A 17728-nucleotide genomic window follows, 5' to 3' on the forward strand; every position below is an offset into this window, starting at 1 on the left:
CAAACGTCGCGCCGTGGCTCAAGTTTCACGATTTGGCTGCCGATATACCGGTGTCCTTCTCCCTCGCGCGCGCAGGCCGCGTCGCCCGGTCATGTTCCCCACACCCGACACCGAAACCCTACGTCTTTGCAGCGTGCTTTCGAGCAGCGCGTTCGGCCTCGTCTTTGCGCTCGTGCGCTTCGAACCGCGCGCGGAACGCTACTTCGCGCACTGGTCGGCGAGCGCGTTTCTCTATGCGGCGGTTCTGGTCGGCTTCGAGTTCTGGGAAGACCGTTTATTCCTCGATGGCCTGCTGCTGGGCGGGCTGGCGGCGAGCAATATGCTGCTGATCACGGGCATGCGCGCGTTCGACGGCAAGCCGCCTTTTCGCTGGTGGATGCTCGCGCCCATTGCGGGCTCCGTGCTGGTCCACGTGCTTCCCACGTGGATGTTCGGCGCACGGCCGGCGGTGTTCGCCTGGACGCGCGCGGGCGATACCATCGGTATCGCGATATCGGCGCTGATCGCGGGCGCCATGCTCGTGTTGGACGCGCGCCGCCTGAGGAGTCGGGGCGGGCGCATCGCCGGTCTTGCGATGCTCGGTTATCTGCCGGGTTACGCGATCACGCTCGCGGCATTGGCGTGGGGCGACTCGCGCGTGAATTTTCTCGCGGTCATTCCAATGCTTTCGGATCAACTGCTTCTGGCCGTGCTCAATCTTGGCCTGCTCGCGATTCCGGCGGAACGCGCGCAGCAGCGTCTGCGCGACGCCGCGTTGCGCGATCCGCTGACGAGCGTATGGAATCGCGCGGGCTTTGAGCAACACGCGCGGCCATTGATCGCACCGGGCGCGACCATCCTCGCCATCGACCTCGATCACTTCAAGCAGATCAACGACCGTCACGGCCATCTCGCGGGCGATAACGTGCTGATGGAACTGGCGCGGCTGGCGGGCGCGGAAGTCGGCTCGCTCGGCGGCGAGTTCGGGCGGCTGGGCGGCGACGAGTTCATCGCGATCCTGCCGGAATGGCGCGCGCCTTATGCACAGGCGTGCGCCAACCAGATTCATCGCGCGTGCCGCTCGTTCACGGAAGGCATGCCGGAATGGACGATGAGCATCGGCGTCGCGCAGGTGAGCGAAGGCGAGCAAGGCTTTCAGGATGCGTTGCAACGCGCGGACAAGGCGCTGTATCGCGCGAAGGTCGCCGGACGCGACAAGCTGACCGCTAACGGCGACGCGTGCTGGTAGCGCGCTCAGTCGTCCGCCAGAAAGGTTGGATGACGCGTGCGAATCTGATCGATCTGATGCAGCGTGCCGGACAGATGCTTGCGCAACGCGGCGTCGGCGGCTTCGGCGTCGCCATTCGCGATGGCATCGACGATTTCGGTGTGATCGCGCACCACGGCAAGCGTCTTGCCCTCGACGGGCAAATGAAGCCGCCGCAACCGGTCGATATGGCCGCTCAACCTGCGCACCAGATCCCACAACTGCGGCACGCCGGCGGCTTCGTACATCTGCCGGTGAAACGCCTGGTCTTGTAGCGAGAACTGCTCGTAATTCTTGAGGTCGCGCAGCTCCATCTGCTTCTCGATGGTCGTGCGCAGCCGCTCCACCAACTCGGCATTGCGCGCGTTCGCCAGCGTGCGCACCACTTCCAGTTCGATCGAGCGGCGCAGGAAATGCGCTTGCAGCGCCGAAGTCACGCTGATGCGGCTAACCACGGTGGCGTGCTGCGGGAAGATGTCGACGAGACCTTCCTCGCCCAGCTTCATCAACGCGTCACGCACGGGCGTTTGGGAAAGGCCATAACGCGCGGCGAGATCGGCGCGCGACAGCACCGTGCCCGGCGCGAGTTCGAGCGAAAGAATGCGCGCGCGCAATTGCTCGAACACTTGCGGTGCGGCGTGGCGCGACCGGTCGAGGCCTTGTCGGGTTGCCGCAGCCGGGGCGTCGATGAGTTTCATGGCGGACTGTTTGATTGCGATATTCGCGATTTTAAGGCCTGCAAGAGCGATTTCCGGCCGTATGGCGCGGCAGTGACGATGGGTACTTTCCCCACTGACGCACTAATATATTAGTGTTTATGATGCGGACATCGATTCCATTTTCGGACATTCCCATGAGCCGCAGCGTCACCATCACGCAAGTCCGCATTACGCCCATCGCCTTTCGCGACGGCCCGCTCCTGAACGCGGCCGGTATTCACGAGCCGTGGGCGTTGCGCGCCATCGTCGAACTGGAAACGAGCGACGGGCGCGTCGGTATCTCCGAAACTTATGGCGATGAGCCGATGCTGCGCGTGCTGGAACAAGCGAAGGAACTGGCCATCGGCCTCTCGCCGTTTGAGTTGAACCGCATGGAGGAGCGCGTGCGTGCGAGCATCAAGCCAAGCCCGGGCGCGGTGGAATTCGAGCTCGCACCCGGCTCGCACACGGCCAAGAACGCGTCGAAAGTGATCAGCACGCTGGAAGTCGCGATGCTCGATCTGCAAGGGCAAATGGTCGGCGCGCCTGTCGTCGATCTGCTCGGCGGCAAGGTGCGCGACGCGGTGCCGTACAGCGCCTATCTCTTCTTCAAGTATGCGGAACACATCGACAAGCCGTATGCGCCGGATGCCTGGGGCGAAGGCATCAGCCCGCAACAGATCGTGGCGCAGGCGCGCCGCATGATCGATCTGTACGGCTTTCAGAGTATCAAGCTCAAGGGCGGCGTATTCGAGCCGAAGCATGAAATTGCCTGCATGCGCGCGCTGTCCGAGGCTTTTCCCGGCACGCCGCTGCGGCTCGATCCGAACGCCAACTGGACGCTCGAAACGAGCATCGAGGCCGCGCCCGAACTCGACGAACTGCTCGAATACTACGAAGACCCGTGTCCGGGTCTCGCAGGCATGGCGGAACTCGCCAAGCACACGCGGTTGCCGCTTGCGACCAACATGGTCATCACGACTTTCGACGACTTCCGGCGCGGCTGCGAAATGGGCTCGGTGAAGGTGCTGCTGTCGGATCACCACTACTGGGGCGGCCTGCGCGCGACGCAGACGCTTGCACGCATGTGCGCCCTGTGGGAGCTTGGCATGTCGATGCACTCGAACTCGCACCTGGGCATCAGCCTGATGGCGATGACGCATGTCGCCGCGAGTATCCCCAATCTCACTTACGCATGCGACACGCATTATCCGTGGCAGGAAGAGGAAGTCATCAAGGGCGGCCGGGTGAAGTTCGATAACGGCGCGGTGCGCGTGCCGACGACGCCGGGCCTCGGTGTCGAACTGGACCGCGACAGGCTCGCGGAACTGCATGAGCAATATCTCTCGTGCGGCGTGCGCAATCGTGACGACCTCAAGCAGATGCGCAAATATCAGCCGGAATTCACCGGCAAGAATCCGCGCTTCTGAGCGGCACGCACGATCAACGAGGAGACAAGCCCATGAGCAGTTCGACGCCAGATCGCGCGGATGAACCGACGAATCCACTGACCAGCGCCGTCAGCAAGATCAAGTGGCATATCCTGCCGCTCTTCGTCGTGATGTTCATCGTCAATTACATAGACCGCGTGAACATCGGTTTCGTGCGTCAGCATCTGAGCGCTGATCTTGGGATCGGCGCTGCGGCTTATGGACTAGGCGCGGGCTTGTTCTTCGTGAGCTATGCCGTGTTCGAAGTGCCGTCGAACATGCTGTTGCAGCGCTTCGGCGCGAAGGCGTGGCTCACGCGCATCATGATTACTTGGGGACTGGCGGCGGTCGGCATGGCTTTCGTGCGCGGCGAGACTTCGTTCTACATCATGCGCCTGGTCCTCGGCGCGGCTGAAGCGGGCTTCTTTCCCGGCGTGGTGTTCTACTTCACGCGCTGGCTGCCGAGCAATCAGCGTGGCCGTGCCATGGCGATTTTCTTGAGCGGCTCCGCGTTGGCTTCGGTGCTATCCGGGCCGATCTCCGGCGCGCTCATGCTGATAGACGGCATGGGTCTGCATGGCTGGCAGTGGATGTTCCTGATCGAAGGTTCCGCTTCCGTGGTGCTCGCGGCCTTCGTGTGGTTCTGGCTCGATTCGAAGCCGCGCGATGCAAAGTGGCTCACGCGTGCGGAGCAGGACGCGATCATCGACGAGATCGAGAGCGAACAAGTGGAACGTGACGCGTCGCATACCGTCAAGCCATCCACGTGGAGCCTGTTGCGCGATCCGCAGATTCTCATCTTCTGCCTGATTTACTTCTCCGTGTCGCTGACGATCTACGGCGCGACGTTCTGGCTGCCGAGCATCATCCGCAAGATGGGGCACTTCAACGACTTCCAGGTCGGGCTCTTCAATTCGATTCCGTGGATCATCTCCATTGCAGCGATGTACGTCTTCGCCATGCTCGCGGCGCGCTTCAAGTTTCAGCAGGCGTGGGTGGCGGTGGTGTTGATCATCGCCGCGCTCGGCATGTATGCGGCGGGGCAGGGCAGCGCGGTGTTTTCGTTCGTGGCGATCTGTTTTGCGGCGATGGGTTTCAAGGCCGCGTCGTCGCTGTTTTGGCCGATTCCGCAAGGCTATCTCGACGCGCGCATCGCGGCGCCGGTCATCGCGCTCATCAATTCGCTCGGCAATCTCGGCGGCTTCGTGGCGCCCGCGACCTTCGGCTTTCTCGAGCAGAAGACGGGATCGATCGAAGGCGGCCTCACGGGGCTCGCCGCGATGTCGGTCGTGGCCGCGGCGCTCGTCTTCTTCGCGGCCATGAAGCCGCGCGATGGACGCGGCGTGATGATTGCAAAGGCGGGGCGTTCGCACTGATTGTGGCGTCCGGCGTCAGGCGATACGCGCCGCACGGCGTTTCGATTCATCGCGCGTCCCGGCAATGTCGAAATGCTTGGCCAGCGCATCGACTACGTTCGGCCATCGCCTGGCGCATTTCTTCCGTACCCGAACCGATATGCCGATTTCGCAGGCATGTTCGTGTGCGCCGCCGAACTCGTCGGCCGGCTCGCGAGCAGCTTTGTCGAGCTTGCTTTCGCTGCTCGTCCGATGCGTATGCGTCTTGCGCGCGCTTGGCATGCCTCGCGTCACGCCGAGCCTTATCCGCAGGGCGATTCCCGCGCGGATCTTTTATGCGCTTTCGAGGCATCCGATGTGGCGCGTGCCTTGATCGATTGAGCCGAGCGTCTGACAGGCAGGAAGCCCGCGATCGACGTCGCGCTGGCTGCGCTCGTTGAGCATTGAGAGTTACCGGAGGGTGCGGCGTTCGCGTTGTTCTCCATCGCGCGAAGCGTGGGATGGATGGCGCATTCGATGGAGCAGATCGAGGAGGGAAGTTTGTTGCGGCCGCGGGCGCATTGCATCGGGCCCGCGGTTGTCGATTGACGTTTGAATCTGTTTGATGCTGCAAAGGCAGCATCGGGTGCTTCTAGCGCTTTGTGTTGGCTTTGCTTTTGACTCGCGTCGACCGGATTGCGGTCCGATCGACGCGTTTGGGAAGGGTGAGTTAGCGGCCGCCTGCTCCACCACCGCCACCACCGCCACCGCCACCGCCACCGCCACCGCCACCGCCGCCGCCGCCACCACCGTGACCACCGCCGCCGTTGCCGTGGCCACCGCTGCTGCCCGCGCCGCCGCCATTGCCGTGACCGCCGCTGCTGCCATTGCCGTGGCCGCCGGTGCTACCTGCGCCGCCGCCATTGCCATGACCGCCATCGCCGTGGCCGCCAGCGCTGCTGCCGTTGCCACCGCCATTGCCATGACCGCCGTCGCCGTGGCCGCCGCCATCGCCGTGACCACCAGCGCTGCTGCCGTTGCCACCGCCGTTGCCATGACCGCCGTCGCCGTGGCCACCGCCATCGCCATGACCACCAGCGCTGCTGCCGTTGCCACCGCCGTTGCCATGACCGCCGTCGCCGTGGCCGCCGCCATCGCCACCGCCATTGCCATGACCGCCGGTGCTGCCGTTGCCGCCGCCGTTGCCATGACCGCCGTCGCCGTGGCCACCACCATCGCCGCCGCCATTGCCATGACCGCCGGTGCTGCCGTTGCCGCCGCCGTTGCCATGACCGCCGTCGCCGTGGCCACCACCATCGCCGCCGCCATTGCCATGACCGCCGGTGCTGCCGTTGCCACCGCCGTTACCGTGGCCGCCATCACCGTGGCCACCACCATCGCCGCCGCCATTGCCATGACCGCCGGTGCTGCCGTTGCCGCCGCCGTTGCCATGACCGCCGTCGCCGTGACCGCCATCACCGTGACCGCCGCTGCTGCCGTTGCCACCGCCGTTACCGTGGCCGCCGTCGCCGTGGCCACCATCGCCATGTCCGCCGTCGCCATGACCGCCATCACCGTGACCGCCGCTGCTGCCGTTGCCGCCACCGTTACCGTGACCACCGTCGCCGTGACCGCCGTCGCCGTGACCGCCGTCGCCGTGACCGCCGTCGCCGTGACCACCGTCGCCATGACCACCGTCGCCGTGACCGCCATCGCCGTGACCGCCATCGCCGTGACCGCCGTCGCCATGGCCGCCGTCACCGTGACCACCGCTGCTGCCGTTGCCGCCACCGTTACCGTGACCGCCGTCGCCATGGCCGCCGTCACCGTGACCACCGCTGCTGCCGTTGCCGCCACCGTTACCGTGACCGCCGTCGCCGTGACCACCGTCGCCGTGGCCGCCGTCGCCGTGACCGCCGTCGCCGTGACCGCCGTCGCCGTGACCGCCGTCGCCGTGACCGCCGTCGCCGTGACCACCATCGCCATGACCGCCGTCGCCGTGACCGGAGCTGCCGCCGCCATGGCCCGTGCTACCACCACCCGTGCTGCCACCGCCCGTGCTTCCACCACCCGTACTGCCACCGCCCGTGCTACCACCACCCGTGCTTCCACCGCCCGTGCTGCCACCGCCCGTGTTGCCACCGCCCGTGCTGCCACCGCCCGTGCTGCCACCGCCCGTGCTTCCACCACCCGTGTTGCCACCGCCCGTGCTGCCACCGCCCGTGCTGCCACCGCCCGTGCTGCCACCACCCGTGCTGCCACCGCCCGTGCTGTCACCACCCGTGCTGCCACCACCCGTGTTGCCACCGCCCGTGCTGCCACCACCAGCGCCTACACCACCCGACCCCGTGCTCCCGCCACCCGAACTCGAACCCGACCCAGAACCAGACCCCGTACTACCGGAACTCGAGCCACCATGCGAACCAGTCGACCCCGCACCTTGCCCTCCGGTCGATCCCTGACCAGCCGCCGTTCCAGCACTAGCGGTTCCACTACCCGTGCTCGCGCCATTGCTACCCGAAGTACCCGCGGCACCAGCGGATGTCCCGCTCCGGTTACCCGCTGGAAGTCCAACCATCCGTCCCGGCAAAACGGCGGCTTGAGCGCGCGTTTGCGGGTCCGTTGCAGCAGACACTGCCGCCGGCGCAACGCCAACGACACCATTCGCGCATGCCGCCGATGTCAGGTTATTGCAAGCCTCCGTGGCTGTCTGAGCATGTGAAAGATTCGACACCGCAGCCGTGATAACGATCACGCTAAGCTTGAGCGCCGTCCTCAATTTGTATTTGTTTGGGTTCCTCATGTCTTCCCCGTAGTTTGGCTATCGCGACGCTTCGGTGAGGCGTTTAACGCGATGTGGGGCAAGAATGGCAGTCTCAGGATGTCGTTCTGTGCGTTACTCAACCTAGCGCCGGGCGGCCATGTAGCAGGGCGTGCGCGACCTCTCAGAAAACGTTTGCATAAGCCACAAAAGACACGGTTGCAGTTACCACGTGGAGCCGATCATCAGCGGAAATTTTGCCTTGCCGCAATGGGAGAAATGCATCGATCAGCAACGGGAGAATCGTGAAAATAGTCGGCATCCTAACTAATAGGAGGAACATCGAACGCACGTAGGAGCACGGTCGAGCACTCGGAACGAATGCTAGTTGAAAGTTAATTCGATGGTTATTCGAAAGCTTCAATGACAGTCGATATGCGGTCCACACCGCATAACTTCCTCAAGCGCGTAATAAAAAAAGCGGCGGTGTCCGAACCATCGAACACCGCCGCATTGCGCTCAAGCGATCGGTTATCAGAAGCCCTGTCCACCGCCGCCATTGGTTGAAGGACTCGTTGCACCATTCGAACTACCGCCGCCCGATCCGGTTACGCGCGGCTGCATGCCGCCCGAGCCCTGATTCGTGCCACGACCCGCGGCACTCGTGCCGTTATAGGACCCACCCGTTGCCGATTTACCAGTAGTGATATCGGCGGTGCCCGAACGAGTCATATCGCTATTGACCTGTCCGGGGCTGGCCGGACCATGACTCGCACCCGGCTGTGTCTGCGCGCTTTGCGCGACCGCCGCGCCGGACAATCCCGACATGAGTGCGCATAGAACGAGTTGCTTGCTGATCTTCATGGCATCTCTCCTTTTCGATAACACTCACGCTTCCGAATCGCGCTTGCTCGATGGATGATCGGGCCCGGCGTCCGGATCGACATCGGGATCGATATGATCGTTCTCCGGCGTGTAAGGCCCTTGCTCTGGATGGTCCTTGCCCTTCGGGACTAGCGATGCATCCATGTTTCCGTGTTCGCGCTGTTCGATCGTGCCGTCGGCCTTCTCCTTCACGTCGCCTTTGCCAATCGCTTCGCGACGCTGGTCCGCGCGTTCCACCGGGTCCGAAGGTTCGCTATTCATTTCTTTACTCCTGATCGAGGATCAGTGCGCCGAAGGTCGGCCGCACAGTTGCAACGGTTACGCAAATAACGCAGCAACGGTTATGCCGCCGCAATGCATCACGTCGCATCGAAAGCTATTTGTCCCGATGCCCCGGCAGCACAGCGCCCAGGACTTGCCGCGCCGTATCGACGATCACGTTGCCCTGGTTTGGATCGCCCTTCAAGAGTGTGGTCGCGAACGCCTTCGCTTGCTGCAGCGTAATATGCGGCGGCAGCGGCGCCACATTGGGATCGGCCTTGACTTCGATCACGACAGGCCGGTCCGATGCAAGCGCCTCGTCCCACACGGCGGCCATGCGTTCGGCATCGTCCACATACAGGCCTTTGAGGCCGATCATCTCGGCGAACTTGTGATACGGCACCGATGGAATGTCCTGCGATGCCTCGAACTTCGGGTCGCCTTCCATCACGCGCTGCTCCCATGTCACCTGATTCAGGTCCTGGTTGTTGAGCACGAGACAGATCCAGCGCGGATCGGACCATTGTTTCCAGTACTTCGCCACGGTGATGAGCTCGGCCATGTTGTTCATCTGCATGGCGCCATCGCCGACGAGCGCGATCACCGGCCGCTCGGGATGCGCAAACTTCGCCGCGATGGCGTAAGGCACGGCCGCGCCCATCGATGCAAGGCCGCCCGAAAGCGAGCACATCATGCCGCGTTTCACCTTGAGGTCGCGCGCATACCAGTTCGCGCACGAGCCGGAATCGCTCGTGACAATGGCATTCGACGGCACGCGCGGCGACAATTCCCACACGGTGCGCTGCGGGTTCACGCCGGTTGTAGCGGGCTCGAGCGCGCGCTTTTCGAGCGTCTTCCACCAGTCGCTCATCCATCCTTCTATGTCCTTGCGCCACGAGCGATCCGTCTTCTCTTCAAGCAAGGGCAGAAGTGCCCGCAAGGTTTCGGCGCTATCGCCGACGAGGTTGACTTCCATCGGGTAGCGGATACTCAGCATGTCCGCCTTCAGGTCGATCTGCACGCCGCGCGCCGCGCCTTCCTTCGGCAGAAATTCGGCATAAGGGAAACCCGAGCCGATCATGAGCAGCGTGTCGCATCCGGTCATGAGCTTGTAGCTCGGCTCGGTGCCGAGCAAGCCGATGGAACCGGTCACGAAAGGCAAATCGTCCGGCAATGCAGCCTTGCCCAGCAGCGCCTTGGCCACGCCCGCGCCGAGTTTTTCCGCAATGGCGATGACTTCATCGGTTGCCTGCAACGCGCCCGCGCCGACGAGTATCGCGACCTTCTTGCCGGCGTTGAGCACATTGGCGGCTTGCTGCAAGTCAGCGGGATACGGCACGGTCTTCGGCGCGCGATAGCCCACGCCCGAATGCAAGGTGCCGTGTTTGCGGCCGGGCGCTTCATAGTCGAGGTCCTGCAGATCGTTCGGCAGGATGAGGGCGGTCACGCGCTTCTCGGCAATGGCGATGCGCACCGCGCGATCGACGAGATGCCGTATCTGCGAAGGCACGCTTGCCTGTTGCACGAACGCGCCCGCGACATCCTTGAATAACGCGCTCAGATCGACTTCCTGTTGATAATGACCGCCAAGCGCGGCGCGCGCCTGCTGGCCGACGATGGCGAGCACTGGCATGTGATCGAGCCGCGCATCGTAAAGGCCGGTGATCAAATGCGCCGCGCCCGGTCCCGATGTCGCGATGCACACGCCCAGCTCGCCCGTGAACTTCGCATGTGCGGATGCCATGAACGCGGCCATTTCCTCGTGCCGCGCCTGAATGAATTCGATCTTGCCTTTCGCGCGATTCATGGCGCCGAAGACGCCATTGATTCCGTCGCCGGGATAGCCATAAATACGGCGCACGCCCCAGGCGTGCAGACGGTCGATCAGAAAATCGCCGACAGTAGTGGACATGGAATTTTTCTCCGGATGACGAAGCAAAAAGCGCACGCGTACGTCGCAATGTCGCAACGTAGCAGAGATAAAGAATGCTGCGTTTAAAGCTCGGGAACCTGCAAATCGGCCTGGACGATTTCCCGGCCGCGCAGCACGGCAGCATCTTTTGCCGTCTGCTTCGAATCGAACGGGCCAATATCTTCCGCGCCCTCGAAGGGAAAGAGCAAGCGGGCATCCGTCAAGCGCACGACTTTCAGCGTGCCGACATAACCGCCTCCCACATGCGGCCGATATGACGCGTAAATCGCGTAGTCGTCATCGGTCAAACCCGGCTTTGCATTGCGATCCTTCTTATGCGGGAACAGCACGAGCTTGGCTCGTCCGGAAACTGGCTCTTTCATGATTCGTGGAGGTCGATGAACTTTGAAAATCCGATAAGCATTCGTTGTGCCGCATTCGAGCCATATGGCTTACTGACTGGCGCCGCCCGGCGTATCGCTTGCGGCCGTCGCAGGGAAGCTTGCCGCTGCGGGCGCGGAGGATGTGGGCGTGGTCGAAGCGGCTGTGTCCGTGTCGCGCTTGCAGCCGGTTGTGAGCGAGACCATCGCGATGGCGAGGATGAGTGTCGGCAGGACAGTGCGCTTCATTTCGTCACCTGGTCGCGATGGTTCGATTGCATCGTCATTGTTCGAGCAATCGGCGTACCGTCGCGCGGCGAGACGTGTCTGGCGGATGCGCGACGACCGATCACTGGCGCGAACTTTGCTCCTCGACCGCCAACTACGGGAGATCAGCAAGTGACCTGCGCTTATCCGCCTGACCTCGAACTGCCTGCATCGCGGCGGTTTATCGCGTGAAGCCGACTTTTCCTTTAATCGCCGTCAGTTTCTTCGCGGCGGATGTACAAGCCGGCGTCGGGCCGTTCCTTGGCATCTATCTGCTGGCCAATGGCTGGACGTCGGAAAAGATCGGCACGGTGCTGACCATCGCGGGCATCGTCGGCATGTTGGTGACGGCGCCCGCGGGCGCGCTCGTCGACGCCACCACGCGCCGCCGCAGCATCGTGGCCGCGGGCGGCGCGCTGACGGTGCTGGCGGCGGTGATCATCTGGCTGGGCCAAGGCTTCTGGCCTGTCACGCTTTCGCAGATCGCCACGGCAGTGGCGGGCGCCGCCATGGGACCGGCCCTGGCGGGGCTGACGCTTGGCATCGTCGGGAGACAAAACTTCGACCGTCAATTCGGCCGCAATCAGGTGGCGAATCATGCGGGCAATATTGCTGCTGCCTTGCTTTCTGGATGGCTTGGCGCGTGGCTTGGCATCGTCTATGTGTTTGCCTTGAGCGCGGCTTTCGGCGTGGGCTGCGTGCTTACTGCGTTCCTTATTCCCGCGCGTTCCGTGCATAGGCATCACGCACGCGGTATTGCTCGCGATGACAACGACGACAACGCGCCGGTACAAACCGACAGCGCGAGCATCCTCGTGCGCAATCGGCCCTTGCTCCTGCTGGCCATCGCGCTTGCCGCGTTCAACCTCGGCAATTCGGCGATGCTGCCGCTCTACAGTCTCGCGGTTGCATCGACACACAAAGCGGGCGCAAGCCAGATCACGGCGGCGAATATCGTGATTGCGCAGGTCGTCATGTTGTTGGCGGCGGCTTTCGCGAGCCGTCTGACGCGGCGCTTCGGCTTCTGGTGGATCATTCTCGTCACGCTTCTGACCTTGCCGTTGCGCGCGGTGACGGCAGCGTGGTTAGAGCCGCCATGGGGCATTCTTCCCGTGCAGATTCTCGACGGCATTGGCGCCGGTTTGCAAAGCGTGGCCGTGCCGGCGCTCGTCGTGCATCTTCTGCATGGCAGCGGTCGCGTGAATCTGGGGCAGGGCGCGGTGCAGGGCGTTCAGGCGGCGGGCGCGTGTCTGAGTCCACTTATCGGCGGATGGCTCGCGCACCTGTTCGGCTATCCGGTTGCGTTCATGCTACTCGGCAGCGTGTCGGTGGCATCGTTCGCGATATGGATTGGCTACGGCGGCCAGATCCGGCAGGCATGCGACGAACGTGGCGAAGAGTTGTCGAAGCTCGCGGATGTGGATTCGTCACCGCTCTTTCGCTGATACCGCGGTCCTCAAAGCATCGCGAGAATCGTGCCGTCGTGTTCGCGCGCTTCATATGTTTTCGCGTAAGAGTCATCGCGGCACGACGATGCAACCGTCAGCGGTCGCACATGCTGACCGTTGCTATCGAAGCGCCAGCCATGCGATGCGCACGTGATCAACCCGCCCGTCACGCGTCCTGTCGATAGTTCATTGCCTCGATGCGGGCAAGCATCGTCCCAGACATGGATGCCGCCTTCGCCATCGCGCCACACGACGAGTCGTCTATCTCCATACGAAACGGCGCGCGCCGCTTCGCACGGCACGTTCTCCGACGTGCACACGTGAGCCCATCCAGACATTTCCTGCAGTTTCAACGACTTCATACGCCAACGACTCTCTGTGTTTGCACGGGCAACGCGCCTTAAGCTTCATCCTGAGCTTAAGCGATAAGCCCAAGGGCGCCTAAGGTTATCGCGCTAATTGTCTGCAGACATGCTCCCCGAAAACGCTCACCTTTGGTCGAAGAGCGCGTCCATACGCGGAGCTTGAGCAAAACAAGCGTCATGCCGCTTGTCCTTATGCAGCAATGCTCCGCGCGCTTCGAGCAGCGCATCCAATGAAGCGAAATCCAGGCAACTGAAGCGCACAAACACACGATCCCGCAAACCCTCACCTTTCACACGTACATGAAGCGCCGCGCAGTCAAGCTGTGATACGGTTCCTGATCGATTCCACTCATTTCTCTCGTTCAAGTAAGGAGCTGCCTTGTCATCGATTCAAGCCTCATCGCCCTTGCGCCTCGGTATTCTCGGCGGCGCCAATATCGCCAGGCAATTCGCGCGTGACGTGCAGCCAAGCGAAAACGTGCGCATCGTCGCGGTGGCGAGCCGCAGCGACGACAACGCAAAAGCATTCGCGGAAGCGAACGACATCGGCGCATGGTTCGGCAGCTATGAAGCACTGCTCGCCAGCCCCAATGTCGATGCCATCTACATTCCCTTGCCCAACAGCCTGCATGCCGAATGGGCAATCAAGGCAGCAAACCACGGCAAGCACGTCCTCTGCGAGAAGCCGCTCGCGTTGTCCCGCGACGAAGCCGCCAGCATGTTCGAGGCCGCCGAGCGCAGCGACGTGCTGTTGCTCGAAGCCTTCCCGTGGTACTTCCAGCCGCAGACCGCGCAGATGATGTCGCTGATCGGCGAAGGCGCCATCGGCGCGGTGCGCGCCATTCAGGCGAACTTCGGCTTCACTGTGGGCAACCCGGGCGCGAACATCCGCATGAAGCCGGAACTCGGCGGCGGCGCGCTGCTCGATGCAGGCAGCTATCCGCTAAGCCTGATTCGCCTCGTGACCGGAACCGCACCGCAAAGCGTGCAGGCCGTGGCGACGTGGGCCGATACCAAGGTCGACATCAGCCTCATGGCGACGCTCATCTATGCCGATGGCCGCCGCGCGCAACTCTCCTGCGCAATGGATGGCGCGAATCATCGATATGCGACGATCATCGGTTCCGAAGGCACGATCGATACCGAGTATCTCAACCATACGAGCGATCTGACGCACGGGCATCCGTATGGCTATCTGCCGAGCCAGTTGCGCGTGCGGCGCGGCATTCCCAATTCGGTGCCGTTCGAAGTAGTGCAGTCGGACACGGGCAGCGGCTTCTTCTTCACGGCGGAAGCGTTCGCGCGCATGGTCGCCACGCACGATACGGCCGCCATCGAGTTCTACGCGCAGGCGAGTCTTGATAACGCGGCGACGCTGGCCGCTATCATCGAAAGCGCTCGCACTGGAAAGTCCGTGGCGCTCGCCTGAATGACGAACGGACTCACTTCGTCTGCGCAAGCGAAATCACGAGATCGAGAAACGCCCGCGTCTTCGCGGGCGGATGATGCCGCGACGGATAGTACGCGTACAGCGGGAAGCGCTCGTCGGGCCAGTCGGGAAAAAGATCGATCAACTTGCCTTCCGTGAACAGATGCTCGGAGCCGAGTTCGAGAATCTGCGCGACGCAATAGCCCGACAGGCTGGCGCTCAACATGGTGCCGACATCGTTGAGCGTGAGGCGGCCGCGCGTATCGACGGTCATGCGCTTCTTCTTGCGGTGAAACTCCCACACGAACGGACGCCCTGTTTCAGGATCGCGAAATTCGACGCACGTATGCGCGTCGCTTTCCAGCGCTTGCGGTGTCGCGGGCCGTCCGCATCGCGCGATGTATGAAGGCGCGGCCACGGTGCGCACCGGCGTGTCGAGCAGCTTGCGAGCGACGAGACTCGAATCGCGCGGCTCGCCAAAACGGATCGCCAGATCGAAGCCGTCCGCGATCATGTCGCCAAGGCGGTCGCTCGTGATCAGTTCGAGTTCTATCTCCGGGTGCGCGTCCATGAACGCGTAGAGCTTCGGCCCGAGCACGAGGCGCGAGAAAATGGGATCGACATTCACGCGCAACCGGCCGCGCACGGCGGTCGCGCCGCCCGAAGCGGTGGCCGCCGCTTCTTCCAGTCCGTTCAGATGCGGCATGACTTGTTCGAAGAAGCGCCGGCCGTCGTCGGTGAGCGACACGCTGCGCGTCGTGCGATCGAATAGCCGCACTCTCAAACGCGCTTCTAGGCGGGCGATGGCGCGGCTTACGCCGGGCTGCGACATGCCGAGACGGTTGCCCGCGGCGGCGAACGTGCCTGCATCGACGATAGCCGCGAACACGCTGATGCCGTTCAGGATGCGTTCGTTGAAGCCCGCCATTCATGCCTCCGCGTCATCGATGAAATGGCTTTCATGTTATCGCGAAGCGGCGCCTTCACGCGCAGAATGGGCTCTGGATCAATCGCCATAGGAGCGTTGCATGTCACGAATTTTCATCACCGGATCGAGCGACGGGCTCGGTCTCATGGCCGCGCGTCTTTTGATCGAACAAGGGCATGCCGTGGTGCTGCATGCGCGCAACGCGGCGCGCGCCGAGGACGCACGCACTGTCCTGCCGCAAGCGCAAGGCGTCGTCACGGGCGATCTCGCGAGTCTGGAAGCCACGCGCGGCGTGGCGGAGCAAGTCAACCGGCTGGGACACTTCGATGCCGTCATTCATAACGCGGGCGTGGGGTATCGCGAGCCGGGCCGTATCGAAACCGTCGATGGCCTGCCGCATGTTTTCGCCATCAACGTGCTCGCGCCGTACGTGCTGACGGCGCTGATCGAGAAGCCATCGCGGCTCGTGTATCTCAGTTCCGGCATGCATCACGGCACGCCCGCGAATCTCGACGACATCGAATGGACGCAACGCCGCTGGAACGGCTCGCTCGCGTATGCCGAAAGCAAGTTCATGGACGTGCTGCTCGCGCTGGCGGTGGCGCGCTACTGGCCGGATGTGCTGTCCAACGCGTTAGAACCCGGCTGGGTGCCGACGAAGATGGGCGGCGCTTCCGCGCCCGACGACATGGACAAGGCGCATCGCACGCAAGCGTGGCTCGCAGCCAGCGACGACGACAAGGCGCGCGTATCGGGCCGCTACTTCTTCCATCTGCGTGAGCGCTCGTGCGATCCGGCCGCGCGCGACGAAGCCATGCAGGACCGCCTGATCGGCATTTGCGAGCGTCTGTCGGGCGTGCGTATCGACAGATGAGTTCGTGCCGGACGAAAAAAAGCCGGGCTTCGAAAAGCCCGGCAATCACTCCAACATCGCGTGTTCTTTCTGATCAGGCGTGCGCCTTGGCGGTTTTTTCCACGGCCATGGAGTCGGCGCGCTGACGGTCGTATTCCTGCTGAGTCATCGGCACGGCGTCCGGCTTGCCCAGATCGTTCAGGCGAACGCGGAAGGTCTCGCGAGCCGACCATGCCGCAAGCGCCGCGATGATCGTCACCACCAGCGTGATGCAACCGACCGTCATCGGAATATTGTTCGATCCCGGCGGCGCGACCGCTGCGAAGAGGGCGGGCAAGAGCGCGGTAATGGTGGTGCCGATGTTCTGCGCGATCGCCATGGCCGAAACGCGGGAGCGCGTCGGGAACAGTTCCGGGAAGAAGCTCGGGAAAATCGCGTTATAGCCCTGATACACGAGACCCCACATCAGCAGCGACATGACGATGGCAACCGGCACGTTGTGGATGCTGATCGCCCACAGATAAGCGAACGACAGCAGCCCCGACAGGATAGCGCCGACGATGATCGGCGGACGGCGCCCGATCTTGTCCGACAGATTGCCGACGAACGGAATCACCAGCACGGCGAGGATGTTGCCCGCGACCGGAATCCACAGATACACGCTCTTCGAGAAACCGATGCCGTAGGAAGCCTGCACCGCGTAAGCCGCGCCGAAGATCGTGGCGACCACGGGAATGACGTTCATGAGCGCCATGCAGATCACGCGCAGCATGTCAGGCGTGCTGTTGGCGAACGCTTCCTTGATCGGCGACTTCGGCAGATCGCCGTGCTTGCCTTCTGCCGTGAACGCCGGCGTTTCGTGAACCTCGCGACGGATGATGTAACCCGCGACCAGCACGCCCGCCGACAGCAGGAACGGAATGCGCCAGCCCCATGAGTTGAACGTGTCTTCCGGCATGAAGTACGCGAGCGGCAGGAACACGGCGGCGGCGAGAATTTGGCCCGCCTGCACGCCTTGCAACGTGAAGCTCGCGAAGAAGCCGCGTCGTCCGAAAGGCGCGTGTTCGAGAATCATCGAGCTTGCGCCGGAGATTTCGCCGGCCACGGCGAAGCCCTGAACCAGACGCAAGATCACGAGCAAGGTCGGTGCGAGCATGCCGACGCTGTGATATGTCGGCAATAGGCCCACGGCCATGGTGGAGAAGCCCATCAGGAACATGCAGACCAGCAGGACGTTCTTACGGCCGTGGGTGTCGCCCAGATGGCCGAGCACGAATGCGCCGATAGGACGCGCGACATAACCCACGCCGTAAGTCGCGAGCGACGCGACGATAGCCACCTTCGGATTGCCCGAGGGAAAGAACAACTGCGGGAATATGAGCGCTGCCGCCTGGGCGTAGATAAAGAAGTCGTAGTACTCGAGCGCCGAGCCGATCCAGCCGCTCGCCGTCGCTTTCTTCGCCTGGCGGCCGCCGTGTGCTTCGTCCTGAAGGCTAGCCATGTAATGTCTCCGACAATGGTTATGAGTAGA

General features: G+C 63.1%; 17 protein-coding genes and 1 pseudogene. 8 read left to right on the plus strand and 10 right to left on the minus strand.

Translation table 11 applies throughout. The features are described 5' to 3' along the window. Positions 1-91: 91 nt before the first annotated feature. The gene (locus P9250_RS15530) at positions 92-1228 is read left to right on the plus strand and encodes a GGDEF domain-containing protein (RefSeq protein ID WP_310393916.1); all 1137 of its coding nucleotides are present in this window, start codon (positions 92-94) and stop codon (positions 1226-1228) included. Between the two features lie 5 nt (positions 1229-1233). Here P9250_RS15530 and P9250_RS15535 read toward each other — a convergent pair whose 3' ends face one another. Next, positions 1234-1944, minus strand: coding sequence for a GntR family transcriptional regulator (locus P9250_RS15535; RefSeq protein ID WP_250466325.1), 711 nt, complete (start codon positions 1942-1944; stop codon positions 1234-1236). 155 nt (positions 1945-2099) lie between these two features. Here P9250_RS15535 and P9250_RS15540 point away from each other — a divergent pair, with 155 nt between their 5' ends. The 4 genes and pseudogenes from P9250_RS15540 to P9250_RS15555 all read left to right on the plus strand — a co-directional run. Then, positions 2100-3374, plus strand: coding sequence for a glucarate dehydratase family protein (locus P9250_RS15540; protein WP_244828967.1), 1275 nt, complete (start codon positions 2100-2102; stop codon positions 3372-3374). Positions 3375-3406: 32 nt separating this feature from the next. Beyond that, on the plus strand, positions 3407-4750 hold the full coding sequence (locus P9250_RS15545; RefSeq protein WP_250509735.1) for an MFS transporter: 1344 nt from the start codon (positions 3407-3409) through the stop codon (positions 4748-4750). After that, positions 4751-5110: a hypothetical protein gene (locus P9250_RS15550; protein WP_250509734.1), complete on the plus strand. Its 360-nt coding sequence runs from the start codon at positions 4751-4753 to the stop codon at positions 5108-5110. 81 nt (positions 5111-5191) lie between these two features. Continuing rightward, positions 5192-5317, plus strand: a pseudogene (locus P9250_RS15555) (citrate/2-methylcitrate synthase); the annotation flags it as partial. A gap of 121 nt (positions 5318-5438) precedes the next feature. On the opposite strand, the gene P9250_RS15560 reads toward P9250_RS15555, so the two are convergent. The 6 genes from P9250_RS15560 to P9250_RS15585 form a co-directional block, all read right to left on the minus strand. After that, positions 5439-7286 carry a hypothetical protein gene (locus tag P9250_RS15560; RefSeq protein ID WP_310393920.1) on the minus strand — a complete coding sequence of 616 codons (1848 nt, stop codon included), beginning with the start codon at positions 7284-7286 and terminating at the stop codon, positions 5439-5441. Between the two features lie 717 nt (positions 7287-8003). After that, positions 8004-8333, minus strand: coding sequence for a hypothetical protein (locus tag P9250_RS15565; RefSeq protein WP_250526461.1), 330 nt, complete (start codon positions 8331-8333; stop codon positions 8004-8006). Between the two features lie 24 nt (positions 8334-8357). Next, positions 8358-8615 carry a hypothetical protein gene (locus P9250_RS15570; protein WP_250467697.1) on the minus strand — a complete coding sequence of 86 codons (258 nt, stop codon included), beginning with the start codon at positions 8613-8615 and terminating at the stop codon, positions 8358-8360. Between the two features lie 115 nt (positions 8616-8730). After that, the gene (locus tag P9250_RS15575; RefSeq protein WP_250467696.1) at positions 8731-10527 is read right to left on the minus strand and encodes a thiamine pyrophosphate-requiring protein; all 1797 of its coding nucleotides are present in this window, start codon (positions 10525-10527) and stop codon (positions 8731-8733) included. A gap of 83 nt (positions 10528-10610) precedes the next feature. Beyond that, positions 10611-10910, minus strand: a complete 300-nt coding sequence (locus tag P9250_RS15580) for a DUF6723 family protein (RefSeq protein WP_244828959.1) — start codon at positions 10908-10910, stop codon at positions 10611-10613. A 69-nt stretch (positions 10911-10979) separates the two neighbouring features. Then, positions 10980-11156 (minus strand): hypothetical protein, encoded by a 177-nt coding sequence (locus tag P9250_RS15585; protein ID WP_250467695.1) that lies wholly within the window; start codon positions 11154-11156, stop codon positions 10980-10982. 206 nt (positions 11157-11362) lie between these two features. Between P9250_RS15585 and P9250_RS15590 the strand changes: the two genes are divergently transcribed. Beyond that, positions 11363-12619, plus strand: a complete 1257-nt coding sequence (locus tag P9250_RS15590; RefSeq protein ID WP_250467694.1) for an MFS transporter — start codon at positions 11363-11365, stop codon at positions 12617-12619. Between the two features lie 11 nt (positions 12620-12630). On the opposite strand, the gene P9250_RS15595 is transcribed toward P9250_RS15590, so the two are convergent. Continuing rightward, a complete protein-coding gene (locus P9250_RS15595) occupies positions 12631-12984 on the minus strand; it encodes a Rieske 2Fe-2S domain-containing protein (RefSeq protein ID WP_244828956.1) in 354 nt (117 codons plus the stop codon). Between the two features lie 382 nt (positions 12985-13366). On the opposite strand from P9250_RS15595, the gene P9250_RS15600 reads away from it, so the two are divergent. Continuing rightward, on the plus strand, positions 13367-14416 hold the full coding sequence (locus tag P9250_RS15600; protein ID WP_310393925.1) for a Gfo/Idh/MocA family oxidoreductase: 1050 nt from the start codon (positions 13367-13369) through the stop codon (positions 14414-14416). Between the two features lie 13 nt (positions 14417-14429). Here P9250_RS15600 and P9250_RS15605 read toward each other — a convergent pair whose 3' ends face one another. Then, positions 14430-15344 carry a LysR family transcriptional regulator gene (locus P9250_RS15605; protein WP_250492997.1) on the minus strand — a complete coding sequence of 305 codons (915 nt, stop codon included), beginning with the start codon at positions 15342-15344 and terminating at the stop codon, positions 14430-14432. A gap of 100 nt (positions 15345-15444) precedes the next feature. On the opposite strand from P9250_RS15605, the gene P9250_RS15610 reads away from it, so the two are divergent. Then, positions 15445-16218, plus strand: a complete 774-nt coding sequence (locus tag P9250_RS15610; RefSeq protein WP_309959492.1) for an SDR family NAD(P)-dependent oxidoreductase — start codon at positions 15445-15447, stop codon at positions 16216-16218. 73 nt (positions 16219-16291) lie between these two features. Here the strand turns inward: P9250_RS15610 and P9250_RS15615 are convergent, their stop codons facing one another. Next, positions 16292-17698 (minus strand): MFS transporter, encoded by a 1407-nt coding sequence (locus P9250_RS15615; protein WP_250467689.1) that lies wholly within the window; start codon positions 17696-17698, stop codon positions 16292-16294. Positions 17699-17728 lie beyond the last annotated feature (30 nt).

The sequence above is a fragment of the Caballeronia sp. LP006 genome (genome assembly GCF_031450995.1).
In the GTDB taxonomy this organism is placed as follows: Bacteria; Pseudomonadota; Gammaproteobacteria; order Burkholderiales; family Burkholderiaceae; genus Caballeronia.

Excerpts from the sequence above, each read along its gene's own strand:
- P9250_RS15530 (WP_310393916.1), top strand. The coding sequence starts at position 92 with ATGTTCCCCACACCCGACACCGAAACCCTACGTCTTTGCAGCGTGCTT.
- P9250_RS15535 (WP_250466325.1), bottom strand. The coding sequence starts at position 1,944 with ATGAAACTCATCGACGCCCCGGCTGCGGCAACCCGACAAGGCCTCGAC.
- P9250_RS15540 (WP_244828967.1), top strand. The coding sequence starts at position 2,100 with ATGAGCCGCAGCGTCACCATCACGCAAGTCCGCATTACGCCCATCGCC.
- P9250_RS15545 (WP_250509735.1), top strand. The coding sequence starts at position 3,407 with ATGAGCAGTTCGACGCCAGATCGCGCGGATGAACCGACGAATCCACTG.
- P9250_RS15560 (WP_310393920.1), bottom strand. The coding sequence starts at position 7,286 with ATGGTTGGACTTCCAGCGGGTAACCGGAGCGGGACATCCGCTGGTGCC.
- P9250_RS15565 (WP_250526461.1), bottom strand. The coding sequence starts at position 8,333 with ATGAAGATCAGCAAGCAACTCGTTCTATGCGCACTCATGTCGGGATTG.
- P9250_RS15570 (WP_250467697.1), bottom strand. The coding sequence starts at position 8,615 with ATGAATAGCGAACCTTCGGACCCGGTGGAACGCGCGGACCAGCGTCGC.
- P9250_RS15575 (WP_250467696.1), bottom strand. The coding sequence starts at position 10,527 with ATGTCCACTACTGTCGGCGATTTTCTGATCGACCGTCTGCACGCCTGG.
- P9250_RS15580 (WP_244828959.1), bottom strand. The coding sequence starts at position 10,910 with ATGAAAGAGCCAGTTTCCGGACGAGCCAAGCTCGTGCTGTTCCCGCAT.
- P9250_RS15585 (WP_250467695.1), bottom strand. The coding sequence starts at position 11,156 with ATGAAGCGCACTGTCCTGCCGACACTCATCCTCGCCATCGCGATGGTC.
- P9250_RS15595 (WP_244828956.1), bottom strand. The coding sequence starts at position 12,984 with ATGAAGTCGTTGAAACTGCAGGAAATGTCTGGATGGGCTCACGTGTGC.
- P9250_RS15605 (WP_250492997.1), bottom strand. The coding sequence starts at position 15,344 with ATGGCGGGCTTCAACGAACGCATCCTGAACGGCATCAGCGTGTTCGCG.
- P9250_RS15610 (WP_309959492.1), top strand. The coding sequence starts at position 15,445 with ATGTCACGAATTTTCATCACCGGATCGAGCGACGGGCTCGGTCTCATG.
- P9250_RS15615 (WP_250467689.1), bottom strand. The coding sequence starts at position 17,698 with ATGGCTAGCCTTCAGGACGAAGCACACGGCGGCCGCCAGGCGAAGAAA.